Below are 19,570 nucleotides of genomic sequence, written 5' to 3' on the forward strand. Positions count from 1 at the left end.
ACACACGTTGCCTGGCTCTGGAAGTTACGGGAGGTTGGAATTGGCAAGTCGTTACCAGCTTGCTATGAACTGGATACCATCGGAGGAGGGCCACTTCGGATGACCCAAGCGCAATTTCACTCTGAGGAAAAGATCAGGCTGCGTAAGCAACTGATCGAGCAGGCGATTAAGCTTGCTTTGCAGAGCCACTGGGAGGAGGCTGTAGCGACCAACAGGACGCTCCTGAGCCAGTTTCCTCATGACCCAGAGGCGCTGAATCGATTGGGGAAGGCTCTCAGTGAACTTGGGCAGTATGCCGAGGCGAAAAAGGCGTATGCGGAGGCGCTGGAGATTAATCCATCCAACATGATTGCGCGCAAGAATCTGGAACGCCTCTCGCACCTGAGCAATGAAGTTGACGACCATGTCCCATCGGGGGCGACTGAGCGGATTGATCCCCGGCTGTTTATCGAGGAAACGGGCAAAACCGGCTTTTCCCGGCTGGTGAACATTGCCCCACCTGAAGTGTTGGCGAAATTGACTTCGGGGGATCAGGTCTATTTCCATGTTGATGGGCGTACACTCTATGTGCGCAACGCGCGCGGCGAGGACATCGGGCAGGTTGAGCCTCGATTAGCAAATCGTCTGATCAACTTTATGGAGGGTGGCAATCAATATGCTGCCGCGATTACGGACCTGACCGAGCGCCAGGTGCGGATCATTGTACGGGAAATCTATCAGCATCCCAATATGCTTGGGCGAGTGAGCTTCCCAGCCCAGGGGACCGGCGAGACCATCCGTCCCTACATCAAGGATAGCGTCTTGCGTTATGATCGTGATGATGATGAGGACTTTGGGGAGGACGGCGACTACAGCGGGGAAGGCGACAAGGAACCCGAAGACATCCCGGAGATCGATTTTGAAGAAACCGATACCGGTGATATGGAATAAAGCAGGAGAGCGGACTCATGAACAAGACCAAGCGTGTGGCCTGGAAAAAACATCGTGTAAAGCGCAAGAAGTATGAAGAAAAGCTGAAGCAGCAGCAGCGCACCTCATCTGGCAGTTTGCCGCGCCGTTAGAGAGCCGGTGGCGTTTCCAGTCTTCATTTCACGGTGCTGCGTTCTTTGAAGTAGAATGTAAAATCTCTGTTCGCATGCCACATGAACGAGGAGAAAGCGGTCATGTGGCATATGCTGTTGTCAGGAATCTGGCTTCTATGGTGAGCGTGAGTAACCTCCTGGCGAGTGTTTTCCCATCAACGGCAAAGCTGCTCGGTGGCGCAGGTGGCCTGCAACGCCAGGTAAGCTGGGCAGCGACCATGCACACACGCCATCCCGCCTTTGAGGCGCTGCGGGGAGGCGAGGTTGCCTTGCTCTCGCTCTCTACCCTGAGCGCGTTGCAGGAAGTGGACGGCTCGCTCACGCTGGCGAAAGTCGTACTGAGTCTGGATGAGGCGGCTGTGGCGGCTGTGGCAATTGCTGGCCTGGAGGAGCAGCATCTCTCGGATGACGCGCAGCAGGCGATTACGCTTGCCAATGAACGCTCGCTGCCTTTGATCGCTCTGCCGCGCCAGCCGCCACTGACGGATATTGAGCGCGATATTATTGCTTTTGTCGTCAATCATCGCGGGGGTATCGAGCAGCGAGCCGATGAGGTCTATCAGGAGTTGCTGGCGCTGAGCCTGCGGCGCGCCGGGGTGCGCGAGATGATCGAGCGGTTGGCGCTCTCCCTGCATAAACTTGCGCTTTTGGAAGATGCCGCTGGCGGGCTGCTCCACGCTGTCTTCCCGCCTGACCTTGAGTGGGCGAATCTAGAAGAGCTTGAGCGGCTGATTACGGTGCATCCGGCGCAATCCCTCTTTCCCGGCCATCCTGTGGCTCCGCTTGATGGACCGAACCAGCGCGGCTTGCACCCGCTGATTGAGCGTCAGGATTTTGGCGGGTCTGGTCTGTCAAGACTGGTCACGCCGATTCGCCTCCATCACGGCGTTGCAGGCTACTTCTCGCTGGTGGCTCTCTCCCCGCAGGTTGATGCCCTGGATCGCCTGATTCTCGCGCAAATTGCTCCACTGATTGCGCTTGAGCTGGCGCGTGTGGAGGAGTTGGCGGAGGTGCAGCAGCGGCTACATGGGGATGTGTTTGATGAACTGTTGACGGGGACTGCGGGCGATTATCGGCAGGCGCTGGCGCGGGCCAGGCAGCTTGGTCATGATCTGAGCGGCTCATCGCTGGCGCTGGTGGCTGCTGCCCGCCGATCAGCGCCGCAGGATGAGCAGGCTCAGGGTGAATCCCCGGATATTCCGCTCTGGGCGCGCCGCATGATGGCCGAAGCCGAGTACTTTTTTCCGGGCGTTTGGGCGCAGATGCGTTCCTCTGAATTGGTCTTACTTGTTCCTCTTGAGGAAGAGCGCGGGCAGAGTGGCATGTTGTCGCGTTTCAAGGGCCGGTTGCATGAACTAGTGTCTCGACTGGAACCCTGGCGCGCCCAGGAGGGCTTGGGCATCGGGGTGGGACGGCAGGCGCTGAGTCCTGAAGAACTTCCCCGCAGCTATCAGGAGGCCCGCCAGGCGTTGATGATTGGGCGGCGTCTTTTCTCCGGGCAGCCTGTCACCTACTTTGGCGAATTGGGTATCTATCGGCTCCTCTTTCATCTGGATGAGGCCGAAGATGTGCATGCGTTTTATGAAGAGGCGCTTGGCCCGCTGCTGGAGTATGATCGCCGCACAGACAATGAACTGGTTGAAACCCTGGAGACCTATTTTGCCTGCAACGGCAACCTCAGCGAAGCGGCGCGGCGGCTGCACCTTCACCGCAATTCGCTGCTCTATCGGTTGGAGCGCATTCAAGAGGTCTTACAGATTGACCTGGAGGATGCCGATACGCGACTCTCGTTGCAGGTCGCGCTCAAGATGCGCCATACGTTTTCTTCTTGAAGGCTGAGGAGATATACATGATGGAACAGCGGCGTATTTTTTCGGCGAGCGATCTGGCGCAGTTTGAATACTGCCCGCTGGCCTGGTGGTATGAAGAGGTCAGCGAGCTAGCCCAGGCCGATGAAGAAGAATTGACGCAGCGCCTGAAAGAGTTGGAGGATGAGTATGAGTCCTCTGCGCCCGCGTTGCCTGAATATCAGGTGATTGAGCGGCTTATCGAACGAGCGAACCTGTTTGCCCAGGGGCGAGAACAGCGCAGGGCAGAGCGCCAGGCAAATCAGGCTGATAAAAGCGCGGTGGTAACGCCAGTGCCACGCATCTTTATGGTGATCGTTGCCGGGTTAGTCGTGCTGACGCTCGTACTGCTTGGCCTTGGATTGTTGCTATGGCTGCAATAATGCTGGAGCTTTTCATGCTTCATCAGGCCCTCTCATCGGGTGCGCTGGGGGCGGCGCATAGGGCAGCCGGTCCGGTAGGCGTGACCTTGATCTGCCTGGCCGCTGTGGTGGTGGCGGCTCTGCTGATCTTGCTGCTCAATGAACACCGCGCTCGTCGGCGGCAGCCTCGCCCTGCCCGACAGGAGCGCAAGGCTGCCCAGCAGTTGCCGGAGGGCAGAATTGTCTATCAGGGCGTTGATGGCACAGGTGAGCCGCTGCTGGCAACCAGCTATCCGCTCTCTGGCAAACCCGATTATGTTATCCTCTCGCCAGAGGGGATGCCCATTCCGGTTGAACTCAAGCTTACTATAGAAAGCGAAGAGGCCCAGCGCCATCATGTGATGCAGTTGGCGGCGTATTTCGTGATTCTCGAAGACCTTTATGACCGGCCTCCCACCTATGGGGTGCTGCGCTATGCCAACAAAGATTTTACTATCCAGTACAGCGAGGCGCTGAAGCGCAAAGTGGCGCGGCGGCTGGCGGAGATGGAACACTGCGATGAGCAGCACCCGCCCACGCTGACGCATCAGCTTCCCAGTAAGTGCCATGCCTGCCCTTTCCAGCCCATTTGCCCGATTGGGCTGCGTCAATAACCCCACACCATGATAGGCTGGCGGCGCGCTCTTTAGCCGAAAGAGCGCAAATCGGTGGGCGATACGGCTTCCTCTGGCTGGCTTAACCAGCGACGTAACTGGCGACCTTCAGGGGTAGTGCTGGCGGCAAGCTCAAAGAGCTTCTGGAGGGCAATGGGCTGCTGGTCAGTTTCTGGCAGAGCCAGCAGGCGAGCGATCAATGTCGTGCGAAGCGCATAGCGATCAATCGTTTCGCCCCCCGCGATTTCCTGTGGAGGCGAGTAGCAGCCAGTCTCGTTAACAAAAGCCAGGGCTTCTGGCGGAAGCAGGGCAGCGAGCGCGGAAACGCTTAGATCAGCCGAATTGGCCTGAAACGCTGCGCGAATCTGGCTGGAAGAAACCTCTCGATACGCCACTGGAAAAGCGAGGACGCGCACGAACGCCTGATACTGCTGGTTGCCGGGCTGGCGCAGCAACGCCGCAACATCGGCGGCTTCGTGGCTGGCGCGCGGCGCGACCAGAAAACTGGCGAGCGAGAACAGTTCATGGAGCGCGGCATCCCTATCCTGATAGTAGCGGGCATCGAAGATTTGCTCGATCTTATCGTACCCAACGACAAAAACAAGCTCGCTGGCTTTTGGAAACACCGCGCGAGCGGCCTTTGCCTGCCCGACATAAAGGCCCTGATTCATCAATAAGACGCCTATCTGCCGGTTGCGACGGGCGATCTGATCGAGGAGCAGCAGGCGATCAAGAAGCGTGGCGCGTTCGGTTTGCTCTTTGTTGATGATGGTGGTACCCAGCGCCAGATAGAGGCTGGCCTGGGGGATGGCTTGCAGGCTGGCCTCTGCCAGCGCCAGGTGCGCGCTGGTAGGGGGATTAAATGACGCCGATACTATCAGGAGCGGCGCAGTGGCGGCTCTGGCGGCTGGCGTGATGATCTCGATGCTGGGGGACGCTGCTGCGCTGAGGCGCGCGATCTGCTGCGCGTACCGCCGCAGAGCAGCGACGTTGTAGAGGACTTTGGTGAAGGGGTAGGAACTGTTCTCGGATAAGGTAAATGCCTGGCTCATAGCGATGATCCCTCTGTATGGGAAAGGGCTGCTCAATGATTTATTTGCTGCCTGGGCGCTTTTCTGTCTGGTCACGATGATGAAGCATGCAAATCCGACAAGAAGCGTTGGCGAGCTTTGTAAAGAGCATACAAGGGCGCTTGCTCTGCTGATTGCTGTTTGTTCCACTGCGAGGAACAACTGGCCGCAGTATGCTTTATGATCAGTGTATCATGTGGAGTCGCCGCTGGCGAGAAGCAAGGGAGACCTCTGGTCGCTCGATGGCTTTTTGCAGAGGTTATTGAAATTGCTCTCTCAGCTATTGCGTTCGGAAGAGCTTCCTGCTATACTAATGCCGCCGGTAAGAAGCCAAATCAACTCAGGTGGGTGTTTATCCTGCCAGGTCGCGGTTTTCTATCCTTTCCTGATACTACGAACACTCCTGGCTCAGCAGGAATGCCCCACCTCGATACTCCTTATCCTTACAAGCAAAAAAGACACGTAGACCGGCAAGAGGGAGAAGCGCAGAGATGGGTAAATCTCGTTTCAGAATGGCCCTACTTGGGGCGCCTGCACTCATTGTGCTGCTGTTGCTATCGGCCTGTGGGAGCACTCCTGGCGGCCCCACCACCACGGCGCCCAAGTTTCAAGTGGGCCTGGTGACAGACATTGGTCAGATCAATGACCGAGGCTTCAATCAACTTGCTCATGATGGGTATGAAAGGGCTGAAGCGAAGTATCACTTCAAGGACTCAGTCATTCAGACGCAAAGCCAGAATGATTACATCAAGAACCTGACGACGGCGGCCCAGACGAATGATCTGGTCGTTGGTGTCGGCTTTTTGATGGCGCAGGCCATCGATCAGGTTGCCAAGACGTTCCCCAACAAAAAGTTTGCCCTGGTTGATTCGTGCGCGGCAGTGGACGCGAACGGCACCTGCGACACGAATATTAAGAACGTGGTGCCGCTGCTCTTCAAGGAACAGCAGCCCGGATGTCTGGTGGGCGTGGTAGCCGGCCAGATGGAACTGGACGGACCATCCGCGGCGCCCAAGCTGCTGGGCGCGTCAACGATTGGCGCGGTTGGCGGCATCCCTGTTCCGGCGGTGGAGCGCTACATTGCGGGATATAAATACTGCGCCACGCAGGTGAACCCGAATGTGAAGGTCATCGTTTCCTACTCCAATAACTTCACCGATCCGTCGAAGTGCGCGGACCCGGCAGACGCGATGATCAAGCAGAAGAAGGCGGACATCATCTTCCAGGTGGCGGGTAACTGCGGCATCGGCGCGTTGAACGCAGCGGATACCGACGGCGTGTATGGCATTGGCGTTGACAGCGATCAGGGCTATCTGCACCCAGCCAGCATCATCACCAGCGCCCAGAAGCGCGTAGATGTGGCCGTGGAAACCATTATCAACCAGACCGAGGAAGACCAGTATCCGAGCGATCCGCTCAGTTACAACCAGTTCGATCTGAGCAATAACGGCGTGATCGCCTCGCCGCTGAGCAGCGCAGTCCCATCGAATGTGCAGCCAGTGGTGGACCAGTACGTCCAGAAGATCAAGGATGGCTCAATTACTATTCCCACGAGCTGCGCTCCGGCTGCAAGCTGCGCTTCTAGTTAAGCCTTTGTGGCCTGATTAAGCCGCAAGGCAGAGAAGGGAACGAGGGAGATCAGGAGATGGCGATAGCCTGATCTCAACCGACAGACAGGTGGGCCACTGCAAAGCGGCCCACCTGTCTGCAAACAGCAGCCATCTACATTGATGTCTCTTTGCTATACACACCATGATAGGAAGCGCAGCTTCCAGCGCATCGCCTGGTTTTCCCCTGCTACGTAGATGAATTATCTGGTTTTTGAGGAGGATGTCATGGCAGCGCCCACTCTTGAGCGGCCAGCAGACAACCAGGAACTTCCCGCTGTCGGATTAGGCGAACGCGCCCGCCAATGGGCGCTGCGAGTGACCCCACCGCTGAGCGCGGTTCTGGTTGGCATTCTTATGATGACCCTGACAGGCAGTCTCCTCATTATGATTACGGCGCCTGCCGGACTTGGCATCGCAGATCGCTTTTATATCACCTCCAGCGCCTATAGCTTGCTCCTTGGGGGCGCTGCTGGCGGTCCGGTGAATATTGCTAATACTCTGGATAAGATGACTCCACTTGTGCTGGCGGGGTTTTCGGTAGCAATCGCCTTTCGCGCTGGCTTATTCAATATTGGCGCGGGGGGACAGATCGCTATGGGTGGGACACTGGGCGTCATCGTGGGCCTGAAATTCGCTGCGGCGCCTGGATGGGTGCTGATGCCGCTGATCTTGCTGGCGGGTTTGGTTGGCGGGGCCATCTGGGGCGGGATTGTGGGGATTCTCAAAGCCTGGCGTGGCGCGCACGAAGTTGTGACCACGATTATGCTGAATTTCGTGGCATATTATCTCAGCGCCTATCTTGTCGAGTGTACGAATAATTGTCTGCCTGGGATCGGGCGCATCAGGGTAGACTTCCAGCCTGCGTCTATGCCGCTGGGGCCGAATGCGTCGCTGCCATTGCTCTCACAAATAGTCAACCGGATTCTCCCTGGGACGATTGCGAACGAGGAGAGCTATCTGGTCAATCTGGGGCTGTTCGTGGCCCTGGCCGGGGTGGTGATCTACTGGTTTGTGATGAGCCGCACGACACTGGGATATGAGATTCGCGCGGTTGGGCAGAGCCAGAAAGCGGCACGCTATGCGGGCATTAACGTCCGCCGCAATATCACCGTGACGATGCTGATTGCTGGGGCTTTTGCTGGCGTTGCCGGCGCGTTGATGGTGATGGGGCCTGATCTGACGCATACGATCAACGACACCACATTTGCAACTGACCCGACGGGTTTCGATGCCATCTCCGTGGCGCTGCTTGGTCTGAATGGGCCAATCGGCGTGCTGCTGGCGGGGTTTCTGTTCGCGGCGCTTACCCAGGGAGCAAGCCTGATGCAGGCTGACACCACACGGCTGGCGAGCAATGCTGTTCCGTCGTTGCCATCGAACTACGCGGTCCATGTGGAATTGATTCAATTCTCGTTTCAGGCGCTGGTTCTCTTTGTCATCGCCGGGCAGATCATCCCGCAGTTTCGCGCCGCGCTTGTACGTTTGTTTGCCAGCGTAATGACGGGGATGCGCTCATCAATGGAGCGGCTGCCAGCGATCATCCTTGGACTGTTCGTCCTGGTTGATGTCGTTGCCACCCTGGCTCTGCTGGGCTATTTCATCGTCTCCTTGATTTCGTTGCAGCCTGTTGTGCCGCTTACTGCCCCGGTGAGCGCGATTCAGAGCGTTGATCCCGACCCGCTCTTTGCCTTCTTATTAGTCTTTTATATTGCTGGTATTCTTCTTCTCTTACTTGCTGTTGGCCTTCGAGTGATGAAAAACCGCCTGAGACAAGGCAGCAGCCCTCCGCTCTTGATTGAAGCCTTTCCCACGACAGAGGCGCTCGCCAGCACAGTAGCGGCAGTTGTACCGGAAACTGCGCCAGAGGCTGCGGACGATGATGCAGCGGGTTCAATATTGTAAGGAGGGAAAAACATGTTTTTATCTCAGCTTTTTCAACTCATCATTTCTGATAACCTCTGGCGTCCAGCCTTGCAATTTGGGGCCTTGCTCTTATTGCCCGCGCTGGGCGGCGTGATTTCGGAGCGCAGCGGCGTGGTGAATATTGCGATGGAAGGGATGATGCTCACTGGCGCTTTCTTTTCCGCCATTCTGGTGCTGAGTACGCACAATGTCGTTGTTGCCGTGCTGGTGGCGATCCTCACTGGCGGGCTTATGGCGCTGGTTCATGCCTTCTTCTCCATTCAGTTTAAGGCGGACCAGATTGTCAGCGGCGTTGCCATTAATATTGCTGCGCTGGGGCTGACGGGTTTTCTCCTGCCCCTTTTTACGAATGGGAACGGCGTTTCAACTTTGCCCGCGCAGTTGACGCTGCCCTACCTCGACATTCCGGGCTTGAGCCATATCCCCTTTATCGGGCCGGCCTTCCTGCAACAGAATGTCGTCTTTTATATCGCTATCGCCGTGCTGCTGGCGATGCAGTACGTCCTCTTCCATACGAACGTCGGGCTGCGCATTCGCTCAGTAGGGGAACACCCCCAGGCGGCGGATACGGCTGGCATTAACGTGCGGGTGATTCGGTATTGGTGCGTGATTACGAGCGGGCTGCTCTCAGGGCTGGCTGGCGCGTTTTTGGCGCTGGGTGTGGATCAGATCTTTAACCCGAATCTTACCAGCGGGGCTGGTTTTATCGCCCTGGCAGCCATGATCTTTGGCAAGTGGAAGCCCTGGAATACGGCGCTCGCCTGCCTCATCTTTGGTCTGGGCGAGGCGCTCCAGAGCCGGGTCAATTTGCTGCCCGCGACTGGCGTAGGCATCGTGGATATACCGCTGCACTCGCCTTCATTGGTGGCAACGGTCCCGTATATCTTGACCATCGTGGCGCTGGTTGGTGTAGTTGGGCGTGCTACAGCGCCCGCCGCTGATGGCATTCCCTATGAACCCGGCGGCGAATAGGAAAAGGCGAATAGGAAAAGGAAGATCGCATGCAGGAACTTACTGAGGTTCAGAAGTCGGATGTGAGCGAGGCGCCGCTTGCTGTTGAGATGCGCCATATCCATAAAGCCTGGCCGGGCGTGATCGCCAACGATGATGTCAATTTCAGCGTGCGCCAGGGGGAGATTCATGCCCTGGTGGGGGAAAATGGCGCAGGTAAAACGACGCTGATGAATATCCTCTATGGCCTCGTCAAGCCAACCAGCGGCGAAGTCTTGATTGATGAGAAACCGACGCATATTAGCGGGCCACGCGATGCGATTCGCCTGGGCATCGGGATGGTGCATCAGCATTTCATGCTCATCCCACCCCTGACGGTGGCGGAGAATATTGTGCTGGGCTATGAACCTGGCGGCGTCTACAGCCCCTATCGCCAGCAAGAGACGCTTCATCGCATTGACGAGTTGACCAGACAATATGGGCTGCATGTCGATCCTGGCGCCATTACCGGCCAGCTTTCGGTGGGCCAGCAGCAGCGCGTCGAAATCCTCAAGGTACTCTATCGTGGCGCACGCCTTCTGATTATGGATGAGCCTACTGGCGTGCTGACACCCCAGGAAACCCATGAACTCTTCGCTGTGCTGCGGGGGTTGGTGGCGCAAGGCAAGACGATTATCTTTATTACCCATAAGCTCCGCGAAGTGCTGGAATTGTCGGATCGCGTGACGGTGCTGCGGCGCGGGAAGGTGGTGGGCAACCTGATTACGCGTGAGACCTCGCAAGAAGAGATTGCGCGTCTGATGGTTGGGCGCGATGTGCTGCTGCGGGTTGATAAGCCGCCTGCAAAGCCTGGCGAGGTGCTGCTGCGCGTTGAAAATATTACGGCGGATTCTGAGCGCGGCCTGGCGGCTTTGCGCGGCGTCTCCTTTGACGTGCGCGCGGGGGAGATTCTGGGGATTGCGGGCGTCGAAGGCAATGGGCAATCGGAACTGGTGGAGGTGATTACCGGGCTGCGGCGGGCAACAGGTGGCAAGGTCGAGTTGGGAGATCGGGATGTGACGAATCTCAGCGCCAGGCAGGTACGCCGGGCCGGGCTGGCTCATATCCCCGAAGACCGACGGGGGAGTGGGCTGGTCCTGGGCTACAGCATCGACAATAATTTGATTCTGGGCCGCCAGCGTTGGACCCTCTTCTCGATCAATGGTATTCTGCTGCGCTTCAAGCAGATCGTGAGCTGGGCCGTTCGGCTGATCCGCGAATTTGATATTCGCGCGCCTGGGCCGACAACCCTGGTGAAGGCGCTTTCTGGCGGCAATCAGCAGAAAATTATTGTCGCGCGCGAAATGTCTTCTGAGCCGAAGGTGCTTGTGGCCTCGCAGCCAACGCGCGGCGTAGATATCGGGGCCATTGAGTTTATTCATCGTCGGCTGGTCGCCCAGCGCGATGCTGGAGTAGCGATCTTGCTGGTCTCGGCTGAACTGGATGAAATCCGCTCGCTCTCTGATCGCATTGCGGTGATGTATGAAGGACATATCGTGGGGGTAGAGTCTCCAGAAGTTTCTGAGGAGCGCCTGGGGCTGCTTATGGCGGGCGCTGAAGCGCAGCAGGTGGGCGCAGAGGTATCCAAACAGGCGGGCGCTTCATCCCAGCAGATAGAGGCCGAAAGCTGAGCCTGCGGCTACCGCAAGCAGCCGATTCGCTGTCTGCGGTAGCTAGATATTGGAGCGCGATTGTCCGCCATCAACGTTGAGGCAAGCCCCATCAACCAGACTGGAGCGGTCAGAGGCGAGGAAGACCACGACGCTGGCAATCTCTTCGGGTCGGCCAAAGCGACCCAGCGGAAGCTCATCGTTCACAAACGCCGCGATGGCCGCGGGGTCGGCTTTCTGCCGCCGGTGCCAGGAGCTTCCTGGGAACATGACCGAACCGGGCGCGACGCTGTTGATGCGGATATGGTCGCGGGCAAATTCGCGGGCCAGTGCTTTGGTGAGGCTGATGGCCGCTGCTTTGGTGGTATTGTAGACCACCCGGCCTCCGGCTTCTCGGCCATAAATAGATGAAATGGTAATGATACTGCCACCGCCCTGCTCGCGCATTCGTGGAATGACCAGACGACAGAGCCGCGTGGTTGCCATGATATTCAGGTTGACGGCTTGCTCCCATTGCTCGTCGGTGGTCTCCAGAAAGCCTGCCCCAACGGCGCCACCTGCATTCTGGACGAGGACATCAATCCGTCTGAAACGCTGAAGCGTTTGATCGACCAGACGCTTACAGTCTTCTGATCTGGTGAGATCAACCGGCACGCCCAGCGCCTGCACGCCCTGTGCGCGCAGCTCCTCGGCGGTGTTCTCCAACGCCTCCTGTCCACGCGCGGCAATGGCGAGATGGCAGCCCTCGCTCGCAAAGGCATTGGCGATAGCTCGCCCGATACCGCGACTCGCGCCGGTTACAAGGACCACCTTTCCTTGAAGTCCTAAGTCCATCTGTAATCTCCTCCTGCGGAAATAAGCGTCGTTTTTGTTCTGGCTTCGGTTTCAGCTTCTTTCTGTTTCATTGTAGTATACTTTCTTTGTGAAGCATGGTCGTATCTCCGAACCAGACTCTCTACCCGCTAGCTGCCCATGAGCAGATACCCAGACGAAAATACCAGACGAAATAGGAGCTTTCATGTCTGTAGAACCACGTCCAGCCGCTGCGATTGTCTTACTGCGGGATCGCCAGCAAGGCGGCATCGAGACGTTTATGGTGCGGCGACACGTTCGCAGCGAGTTTGTTCCAGATGTCTATGTCTTTCCGGGCGGCTCGGTCAAGCCCGGAGACCGCGAAGCTGAGACTCTATCCGATCTGTGTATTTCCCCAGGCGGCGATCACCTGGGGGAAACCGCGCTTGGCCCTGGGCTGCGCGCTGCTGCGATCCGCGAGCTTTTTGAGGAAGCAGGGGTGCTGCTTGCCGGGCAGGATGGTCGCATTCTGGCGATTTCCAGCGGCCATGCTGCGCGATTTGCCGAGCATCGCCGCCATCTGCAACAGAACGAGACGACGCTGGCCGCTGTTGCCCAGGGGGAGGGGTTGACGCTGGCGACAGACCGCCTCACCTATTTTGCTCATTGGATTACGCCTGGCGCGCTGCCGAAACGCTTTGACACCTTTTTCTTTATCGCCGCCGCGCCTGAAGAGCAGCAGGCCGCGCATGACCAACTGGAAACAACTGCCGGAACCTGGATTGCCCCAGGCGAGGCGCTGGCGCAATATAAGCAGGGAACCTTTCCGTTGGTCTTTGCGACCATCCATCAATTACGCGCTCTGGGCGTGTTTACCAGTATTGCCGATGCGGAGGCGCGGCTGCGCAATCAGTCCATTCCGGTGATTCTCCCACGCGCCACACTGCGCGATGGTAATATCGTTATTCGCCTCCCTGGTGAGCCGGGTTATGATGAGATGGAGGCATAAGGGTCAGATCTATGACAACAGAAGCAACGAAACCGGCGCTGCCCGCGCTTCCCGATTATGTCAGGCATGTGCTTGCTCCCAACCCATCGGCGCTGACCGGCCCAGGAACCAGTTCGTTTCTCGTTGGCGGAACGGGGGCAGGCTGCGCTATTATCGATCCAGGGCCAGAGAATCAGGGGCATCTGGAGTCGCTGGCGCGGGCAGGCCAGGCTTGGGGCGGCGTGAGCAGCATTCTCATCACGCATGGACATGCAGACCACTGCGAGGGCGCGCGAACCCTGGCGCAGCTTACCGGCGCTCCCATCCTGGCCTGGAGCCGTGAGGGAACATCTATTGCCGACCAGGAACTTTCAGACCAGCAAACCATTGATTGCGGCCCTGACCGGCTGCGGGTCATCCATACCCCTGGTCATCGCTTCGATCATGTCTGCTTTTTGCTGGAGCGCGCCCGTATCCTGTTTGCAGGTGATCTGGTGGCTGGTGTCGGGACGGTGGTGATTATTCCCCCCGAAGGCAGTATCAACGAGTACCTGCGTTCGCTGCGCCGTCTGCTGGCTCATGATCTGGCGCTGATTCTGCCTGCGCACGGGCCGTTTATAACGACGCCCCAGGCGAAGCTTCAGGAATACATTGACCATCGTTTGCTGCGAGAACAGCAGATTCTGGCGGCTTTGCAAGCGGGCCTGGACGGCATCCCAGCGATGGTTAGACACATCTATGCGGATGTGGACCCTCAACTACACGGCTTTGCCGGGGAATCAGTGCGCGCGCACCTGCTGAAATTAGAGGAGGAGGGGCGCGTGGCGCAGCGAGAAGCGCAAGGAGGAGAAACGATCTGGCGACTGAACGATCTGACATAACGCTTTTCTGGCATCTTTTATGCAGGGTATCTGTAAGGCTGTGCCTGGCAGCCTCGAAGAGAGCGGGAAGAGCGGATTGGCGCAAGAGGAGTCGCCACGATGGATGTCTTCGATACGCTTGATGCCCTTGAAAGCTATGTGCGCGAAAGCCCCTGGGTACCGTTTACTCGCCTGCACGCCGTTGATCGGAGCGTGATTGATGAACTGCTGCGGGCCGCCCGCGAACAGATCGAGCGCGCGCAGCAGGAGGCTGCGCTCACCTCTTCGCACGATGAACTGCTCAGCCAGGCAGCGAATGAGGGCAGACTGATTGTAGAAGCTGCCAGGCAAGAGGCGAGAGAGATCTTGAGCGATGATCGCATTAAAACCCTTAGCCTCCAACAGTTCGATGAGATTGTGGGCGAAGGCCAGCAGCAGGCCAATCAACTCATGCGAGGGGCCTATGCGTATACTGCCCAGCATATGACAACAATCGAGCGCAGCCTAGATAAATTGCGCGCCCAGGTGGGTGAAGGGCTGGAAATAGCCAGGCGAACTACCAGGAATGCTGAAAAGAGCCAACGCCAGCGCCAGAAAGAGTTCTCGCGCGAAAAGGCCAGAGATCGCCACCAGAAAATAAAGCAGGCGTTGTTCTGAGCCGCGCTGTTTGCGCCGTAAGCATCCAGGGAGATGTGGTATAACGAGGTGTGGCGCTCTCCTGGGGAGCATGCGCCTGGGCAGGCAGCGCGAAAGGAGCCGCTAGAATGAATAAAGGGCGTATTCGATTTAGCCCGGTAGAAGTGATGCTGGTTGTCTTTCTTGTGGGTTCATTGCTGCTCGGTCTCCTTCAGGCACGCCGTGAAGAGGCCGCCAAACGGCAGCGAGCCTGAGCGGCGCGCGCGCAGGCATAAAACGCCGGAGGCGTGGCGTGCCGCGCCTCCGGTCAGCAGATAGTTCCGCTGGTAGAGAACTGATCAGGCCCAGCGCACTAGCCCCATCTCGTGCCGGTCTAGCAGGGCCGGATGCGCTGGCAGCAGGCGCACCCCATAGACAAAGCTCCCGCCGCTTTGTGGGAGGATGCGCGTGTGATAGCGGTAGCTGCCATCGCTCTCCTGACCATCCTGCTCCATGCGCTGATAGATTGAGCCGCTGAGGCGCCCATCCTCATCGTGTCCGTAGACTACTTCGACCAGAACATCCTCTGGCCGCAGGCTGGCGAGGCGCGCATAGGCAGTGACATCAATTGATTGGCCGATGGCAATCTGCCCTTCGGTGGGGCCGTTTGCCCAGAGGCCCACCTCCGGCCAGGTCTGGATGACCTGCTTTTTCCAGGCTGCCAATGCCCGCGCCAGGGCGTAGTGGTCCTGAGCCACGCGCTGCTCTTGCTGCTCGCCCGGCACATAGAGGCGCTCGGTATACTCCTTGACCATGCGGCGCATGCTGAACTGGGGAGCAATCGTGCGGATGGTTTCTTTCATGACGCGCAGCCAGCGCGTGGGCAGGCCCTGGGTGTCGCGCTCGAAAAACAGGGGGATAATCTCTTGCTCCAGGACAGTATAGAGCGCCAGAGCGTCGGCTTCGGCCTGAAGCTCGGCGTTCTGGTATTCGCGTTGTTCGCCGAAGGCCCAGCCATTTTTGCTGTTATATCCTTCGACCCACCAGCCATCAAGGATGCTGCAATTGGGCGCTCCATTGAGTGAGGCTTTCTGGCCGCTGGTGCCGCTGGCCTCGTAGGGGCGAACGGGGTTATTGAGCCACAGATCGACGCCGCTCACCAGCTTTCGCGCCATATCCATGTCATAGTCTTCGAGGAAGACGACGTGGCCTGCAAACCCCGGCTGCCGCGAGAGGCGATAGACCTGCTGAATGAGCGCTTTGCCTGGCTCGTCTGCCGGATGGGCTTTGCCGGCAAAGATGATTTGTACAGGATGGCTGGAAGACTGGAGTAAGCGCCGGATACGTTCCAGGTCGCGGAAAATCAAGGTGGCGCGTTTGTAGGTGGCGAAACGGCGGGCAAAGCCAATGGTAAATGCCTGCGGGTCAAGGAGTGCTGTCGCCTCGTTGATCTGCAACGCGCCTTCACCCAGCCGGAGTCGGTGCTGCCTGGCTCGCTCGCGGACATAGGTGATCAGTTCAGCTTTAAGCTGGCAATGAATTGCCCACAACTCTTGATCAGAGGCGTTGAGAATAGGTACCCAGGTTTGTGACTCATCTAGATGTTCGCGCCATGCTGGACCAAGAGCGCGATCATAGAACTCTCCCAGCGCGGGGGCCAGCCATGTTGAGGTATGCACGCCGTTGGTAATCGAGCCAATCGGCGTTTCATCCACGTCAACCCCCGGCCACAGGAACTGCCACATGCGCCGCGAGACATCGCCATGCAGCTTGCTGACGCCGTTATGCTGATTGGAGAGGCGGAGCGCCAGGACCGTCATGCTGAAGCTAGGCCCCCAGCTTTGATCCTGGCGGGCCAGGTCCATAAACTGGTCGCGGCTGAGACTCAGTTGTCCCCAGTAGCTGCCAAAAAAGCGATCAATGAGATCAAGTCCAAACGCATCGTTGCCAGCCGGAACCGGCGTATGCGTGGTAAAGACGGCGTTGGCCGCCACAGCTTCGCGGGCTTCGGCAAAGGTCAGACCCTCTTCAGCGATCAGTTCGCGGATGCGCTCCAATCCCAGGAAGGCGGCGTGGCCCTCATTCATATGCCAGAGCGCGGGCTTTAGCCCCAACGCCCGCAGCGCGCGCACGCCGCCAATGCCCAGCACAACCTCTTGCGAGATGCGCATCTCGTGGTCGCCTCCATAGAGATGCGCGGCCAGCACGCGATCATTGGGCGCATTGGGTTCAACGTCAGTATCCATCAGATAGAGGGAGATGCGGCCCACTGCGATCTTCCAGACCTTGGCGTAGACTTTGCGCCCCGGCAGATCGACGCTGATGACAACTTCGACGCCATCAGGCGTGACTGCCGGAGTAGCTGAGACTTCCGAGAAGCGCAGCTTATTATAGGTGGCCTCTTGTACGCCATCGGCGTTGATGCGCTGGCTAAAATAGCCCTGCGGATAGAGAAAGCCAACGCCGACCAGCGGCAGCCCCAGATCGCTGGCTTCTTTGCAGTGGTCGCCAGAAAGAATGCCCAGGCCACCTGAATAGATGGGCAGCGATTCATGCAAGCCAAACTCCATAGAAAAGTAAGCAATGCTCTGATTGAGCAAGTCTGGATGACGCTGCCCAAACCATGTTTGCTCCGGCTTCATATACGCATCGAACGCTTGCATCACTTGATCGTACTGTTTTAGAAAGACATGATCCTCTGCCAGAGTTTGTAAACGTTCCGGCGCAACTTCGCGCAAGAGGCGCACTGGATTATGCGCGCCGCGCTGCCAGTGTTCTGCATCAATGGTCTGATAGAGGCGCTGCGCCTCAGCATTCCAACTCCACCAGAGGTTATAGGCCAGTTCATGCAAACGGCTGATTCGCGTGGGGATCACTGGAAAAACAGCCATCCGCCCCAAGATTTTCAAACCCGATTCTCCTTCATAATCCGCCAATATATGGCGTTTCTTCTTATTGCTTGCACTGGAGCCACTGGATGCGGTGTGATTGCCAGCGGCTCCACTTCTATAGACTCTGCCAGAGCAGATAATCTGCCAATTTTCTCTACGATGGCGCTCTCATTGTACTCGATGAAATAGGCCGAAGACAGAGATAGTAGCCCTGTTTCCCTATAACTCCTGATAACTCCTGGCTAGACATCTGCTGCATTTCTGCCTGCGCTCGATGGTTTCCTGGGAGGGATTGGCAAGGATGCGCTCATAGGGAGCGAGAAAAAATGCAAGGGCTGTCGAAGGCCTTGTTTACGGCTCGATGTTCACTTGATGCTCGCTGACACTGCGGGCGCTGTTGATGCTGAAGATGCGCATCTCCGGCTGGTCCTGATCGCGCAGCGAGAAGATGATGTAGAGGGTACCCGGCCAGCCTTGCGCGAGGGCGATGTCGCGCGGGGAGGGGTATGCTGGTGTGCGCGGGTGCGAATGATAGTACGCGAAAAAGGTCCAATCGTTGTCGTCGATCTCCTGGGCGATGCTCAGCAGTTCGCGCGAACCGATCTGGCTAAACGTTTCTGGCGTCTCCGAGGCGTTGATGGCCGGATAATGCTTGACGACCCGGCCATCTGCCCCTGCCAGCACGCCGCAGGCTTCGTTAGGATACCCTGCCTGGATATGAGCCAGCATCTCGCTGACCACCGCGCGAGGCAGCGTAATCACTTGTGGTCTATCGGTTGGCGTATCGCTTTCCAAGACCCTACTCCTACCACAGCAGCTTTTGATCGAGTTCTTCTTCCAGCGCGTCCAGATCGCGTGTCCAGAGGTCTTCGCTTAAATACTTCCAGCCGCCATCGGCCAGCAAGACGAGGATATTGCCCTGCTCAAGCTCGCTGGCAACGCGCAGGGCGGCGTAGAGGGCCGCGCCGCACGATGGACCAGCAAAGATGCCTTCACGGTCTTTTAAGTCGCGCAGGGCGCGAATGGCGTCAGCGGCGCGCACCAGAATCTTGCCATCCAGCAGCTTCAGGTCCAGGATGGGGGGAATAAAACCATCCTCCAGGCTGCGCAAACCCTGCACGCCTTCGCCCTGTAAGGGTTCGGCGGCGACAACCCGTATGGCCGAATTATATTCTTTCAGGCGGCGGGCGCAGCCGGTCAACGTGCCTCCGGTCCCCAGTCCCGCCACAAAGACATTGATGTCGGGCAGGTCTGCGATGATTTCTACGGCGGTGGTTTCATAATGGGCGCGTGGATTGGCTTCGTTCCCATACTGATAGGGCATATAGTACCGCGAGTCCTGGGCCGCCATTTCGCGGGCCAGCGCAACGGCGCCGTTGCTGCCCTTCGCGCCGTCGGAGAAGACGATCTTCGCTCCGTAGAGATTCAGCAGCTTGCGCCGCTCGGCAGTGACGTTATCGGGCATGACGGCAACGAAGCGATAGCCCTTGACACGGGCGATCATCGCCAGGCCAATGCCGGTGTTACCGCTGGTTGGCTCCAGAATCACGCGATCAGGGGTAAGCTCACCGCTGGCTTCGGCCTGCTCGATCATGTATTTGGCGATACGGTCCTTTACGCTGCCGGTAGGATTATTGCCCTCCAGCTTGGCGAAGAGATGGACTGTTGGCCTGGGACTCAGGCGCTGAAGTTCAACTACCGGCGTGTGGCCGATGCTCTCAAGGATGGAGGCATATCTCATAGCCACCTCCGATGGGGTGTGCGGCTTTCAGGCGAACCGAGGCGAGCCGCTTTACCCCTGGCCTCCGGCCATCGCAGGCAGCAGGCGCACGCTGTCATTTGCCCCGATGGGGGTATCAAGCCCCTTTAAGAAACGCACATCCTCGTTATTGACATAGACATTAACGAAGGTGTTCAGGCTGCCTTCGGGAGACAACACCTGCTCTTTGACATCGGGAAAGCGCCCAAAGAGGTCTTCCAGCACTTCGGCCAATGTACTGCCCTGCGCGCTGACTTGTTTCGCGCCGCCCACAGAAGCTCGCAGCACAGGGGGGATAAAGACTGTTACCATCGAATCGTATCTCCTGTAACATGGGTCATCCCGAATTTTCTAGACCGTCTTGGTCAATGCTCCTAGCTGGTGGCTTCGCTGGCGGAAAGCCGCACCGGACCGAGCGGAGCGCCGCCGTCCCGGCGGCTGAACGCCTCACTGGCGACCAGGGCTGCACGTTCAGCGTTTCCACGTGCCAACGTTTGGCCGCCGGGACGGCGGCGCTA

At 58.1% G+C, this 19,570-nt stretch carries 18 protein-coding genes; 12 read left to right on the forward strand and 6 right to left on the reverse strand.

Features of this window, described 5'->3' with window-relative positions; translation table 11 throughout:
• Positions 1-99 precede the first annotated feature (99 nt).
• From VH599_11650 to VH599_11665, 4 genes are all read left to right on the forward strand, one after another.
• Positions 100-930: a tetratricopeptide repeat protein gene (locus VH599_11650; protein ID HEY7348955.1), complete on the forward strand. Its 831-nt coding sequence runs from the start codon at positions 100-102 to the stop codon at positions 928-930.
• A 235-nt stretch (positions 931-1,165) separates the two neighbouring features.
• A complete protein-coding gene (locus tag VH599_11655) occupies positions 1,166-2,914 on the forward strand; it encodes a helix-turn-helix domain-containing protein (protein ID HEY7348956.1) in 1,749 nt (582 codons plus the stop codon).
• A 17-nt stretch (positions 2,915-2,931) separates the two neighbouring features.
• Positions 2,932-3,312, forward strand: coding sequence for a hypothetical protein (locus VH599_11660; GenBank protein ID HEY7348957.1), 381 nt, complete (start codon positions 2,932-2,934; stop codon positions 3,310-3,312).
• Positions 3,313-3,326: 14 nt separating this feature from the next.
• Positions 3,327-3,944, forward strand: a complete 618-nt coding sequence (locus VH599_11665; protein ID HEY7348958.1) for a PD-(D/E)XK nuclease family protein — start codon at positions 3,327-3,329, stop codon at positions 3,942-3,944.
• A 32-nt stretch (positions 3,945-3,976) separates the two neighbouring features.
• Here the strand turns inward: VH599_11665 and VH599_11670 are convergent, their stop codons facing one another.
• Complete coding sequence (locus VH599_11670; protein HEY7348959.1) at positions 3,977-4,996, reverse strand: hypothetical protein; 1,020 nt, start codon at positions 4,994-4,996, stop codon at positions 3,977-3,979.
• A gap of 509 nt (positions 4,997-5,505) precedes the next feature.
• Between VH599_11670 and VH599_11675 the strand changes: the two genes are divergently transcribed.
• The 4 genes from VH599_11675 (at position 5,506) to VH599_11690 (ending at position 11,168) form a co-directional block, all read left to right on the forward strand.
• On the forward strand, positions 5,506-6,603 hold the full coding sequence (locus VH599_11675; protein ID HEY7348960.1) for a BMP family ABC transporter substrate-binding protein: 1,098 nt from the start codon (positions 5,506-5,508) through the stop codon (positions 6,601-6,603).
• A 246-nt stretch (positions 6,604-6,849) separates the two neighbouring features.
• Positions 6,850-8,526 (forward strand): ABC transporter permease, encoded by a 1,677-nt coding sequence (locus VH599_11680; GenBank protein HEY7348961.1) that lies wholly within the window; start codon positions 6,850-6,852, stop codon positions 8,524-8,526.
• Between the two features lie 12 nt (positions 8,527-8,538).
• The gene (locus VH599_11685) at positions 8,539-9,519 is read left to right on the forward strand and encodes an ABC transporter permease (protein ID HEY7348962.1); all 981 of its coding nucleotides are present in this window, start codon (positions 8,539-8,541) and stop codon (positions 9,517-9,519) included.
• Positions 9,520-9,548: 29 nt separating this feature from the next.
• Positions 9,549-11,168 carry an ABC transporter ATP-binding protein gene (locus VH599_11690; GenBank protein ID HEY7348963.1) on the forward strand — a complete coding sequence of 540 codons (1,620 nt, stop codon included), beginning with the start codon at positions 9,549-9,551 and terminating at the stop codon, positions 11,166-11,168.
• A gap of 42 nt (positions 11,169-11,210) precedes the next feature.
• Here the strand turns inward: VH599_11690 and VH599_11695 are convergent, their stop codons facing one another.
• On the reverse strand, positions 11,211-11,981 hold the full coding sequence (locus VH599_11695) for a glucose 1-dehydrogenase (protein ID HEY7348964.1): 771 nt from the start codon (positions 11,979-11,981) through the stop codon (positions 11,211-11,213).
• A gap of 184 nt (positions 11,982-12,165) precedes the next feature.
• Between VH599_11695 and VH599_11700 the strand changes: the two genes are divergently transcribed.
• The 4 genes from VH599_11700 (at position 12,166) to VH599_11715 (ending at position 14,677) form a co-directional block, all read left to right on the forward strand.
• Positions 12,166-12,948, forward strand: coding sequence for an NUDIX hydrolase (locus VH599_11700; protein HEY7348965.1), 783 nt, complete (start codon positions 12,166-12,168; stop codon positions 12,946-12,948).
• 11 nt (positions 12,949-12,959) lie between these two features.
• Complete coding sequence (locus VH599_11705; protein HEY7348966.1) at positions 12,960-13,808, forward strand: MBL fold metallo-hydrolase; 849 nt, start codon at positions 12,960-12,962, stop codon at positions 13,806-13,808.
• 99 nt (positions 13,809-13,907) lie between these two features.
• A complete protein-coding gene (locus VH599_11710) occupies positions 13,908-14,444 on the forward strand; it encodes a hypothetical protein (protein HEY7348967.1) in 537 nt (178 codons plus the stop codon).
• 107 nt (positions 14,445-14,551) lie between these two features.
• Positions 14,552-14,677, forward strand: a complete 126-nt coding sequence (locus VH599_11715) for a hypothetical protein (protein ID HEY7348968.1) — start codon at positions 14,552-14,554, stop codon at positions 14,675-14,677.
• An 84-nt stretch (positions 14,678-14,761) separates the two neighbouring features.
• Here the strand turns inward: VH599_11715 and glgP are convergent, their stop codons facing one another.
• From glgP to VH599_11735, 4 genes are all read right to left on the reverse strand, one after another.
• On the reverse strand, positions 14,762-17,311 hold the full coding sequence (gene glgP / locus VH599_11720; protein ID HEY7348969.1) for an alpha-glucan family phosphorylase: 2,550 nt from the start codon (positions 17,309-17,311) through the stop codon (positions 14,762-14,764).
• A 333-nt stretch (positions 17,312-17,644) separates the two neighbouring features.
• Positions 17,645-18,088 carry a M67 family metallopeptidase gene (locus tag VH599_11725; GenBank protein HEY7348970.1) on the reverse strand — a complete coding sequence of 148 codons (444 nt, stop codon included), beginning with the start codon at positions 18,086-18,088 and terminating at the stop codon, positions 17,645-17,647.
• A 10-nt stretch (positions 18,089-18,098) separates the two neighbouring features.
• Entirely contained in the window at positions 18,099-19,034 is a 936-nt protein-coding gene (locus VH599_11730; protein HEY7348971.1) for a cysteine synthase family protein, read from the reverse strand.
• 51 nt (positions 19,035-19,085) lie between these two features.
• Positions 19,086-19,364 (reverse strand): MoaD/ThiS family protein, encoded by a 279-nt coding sequence (locus VH599_11735; GenBank protein ID HEY7348972.1) that lies wholly within the window; start codon positions 19,362-19,364, stop codon positions 19,086-19,088.
• Positions 19,365-19,570: the final 206 nt, after the last annotated feature.

This window comes from Ktedonobacterales bacterium, from assembly GCA_036557285.1.
In the GTDB taxonomy this organism is placed as follows: domain Bacteria; phylum Chloroflexota; class Ktedonobacteria; order Ktedonobacterales; family DATBGS01; genus DATBHW01.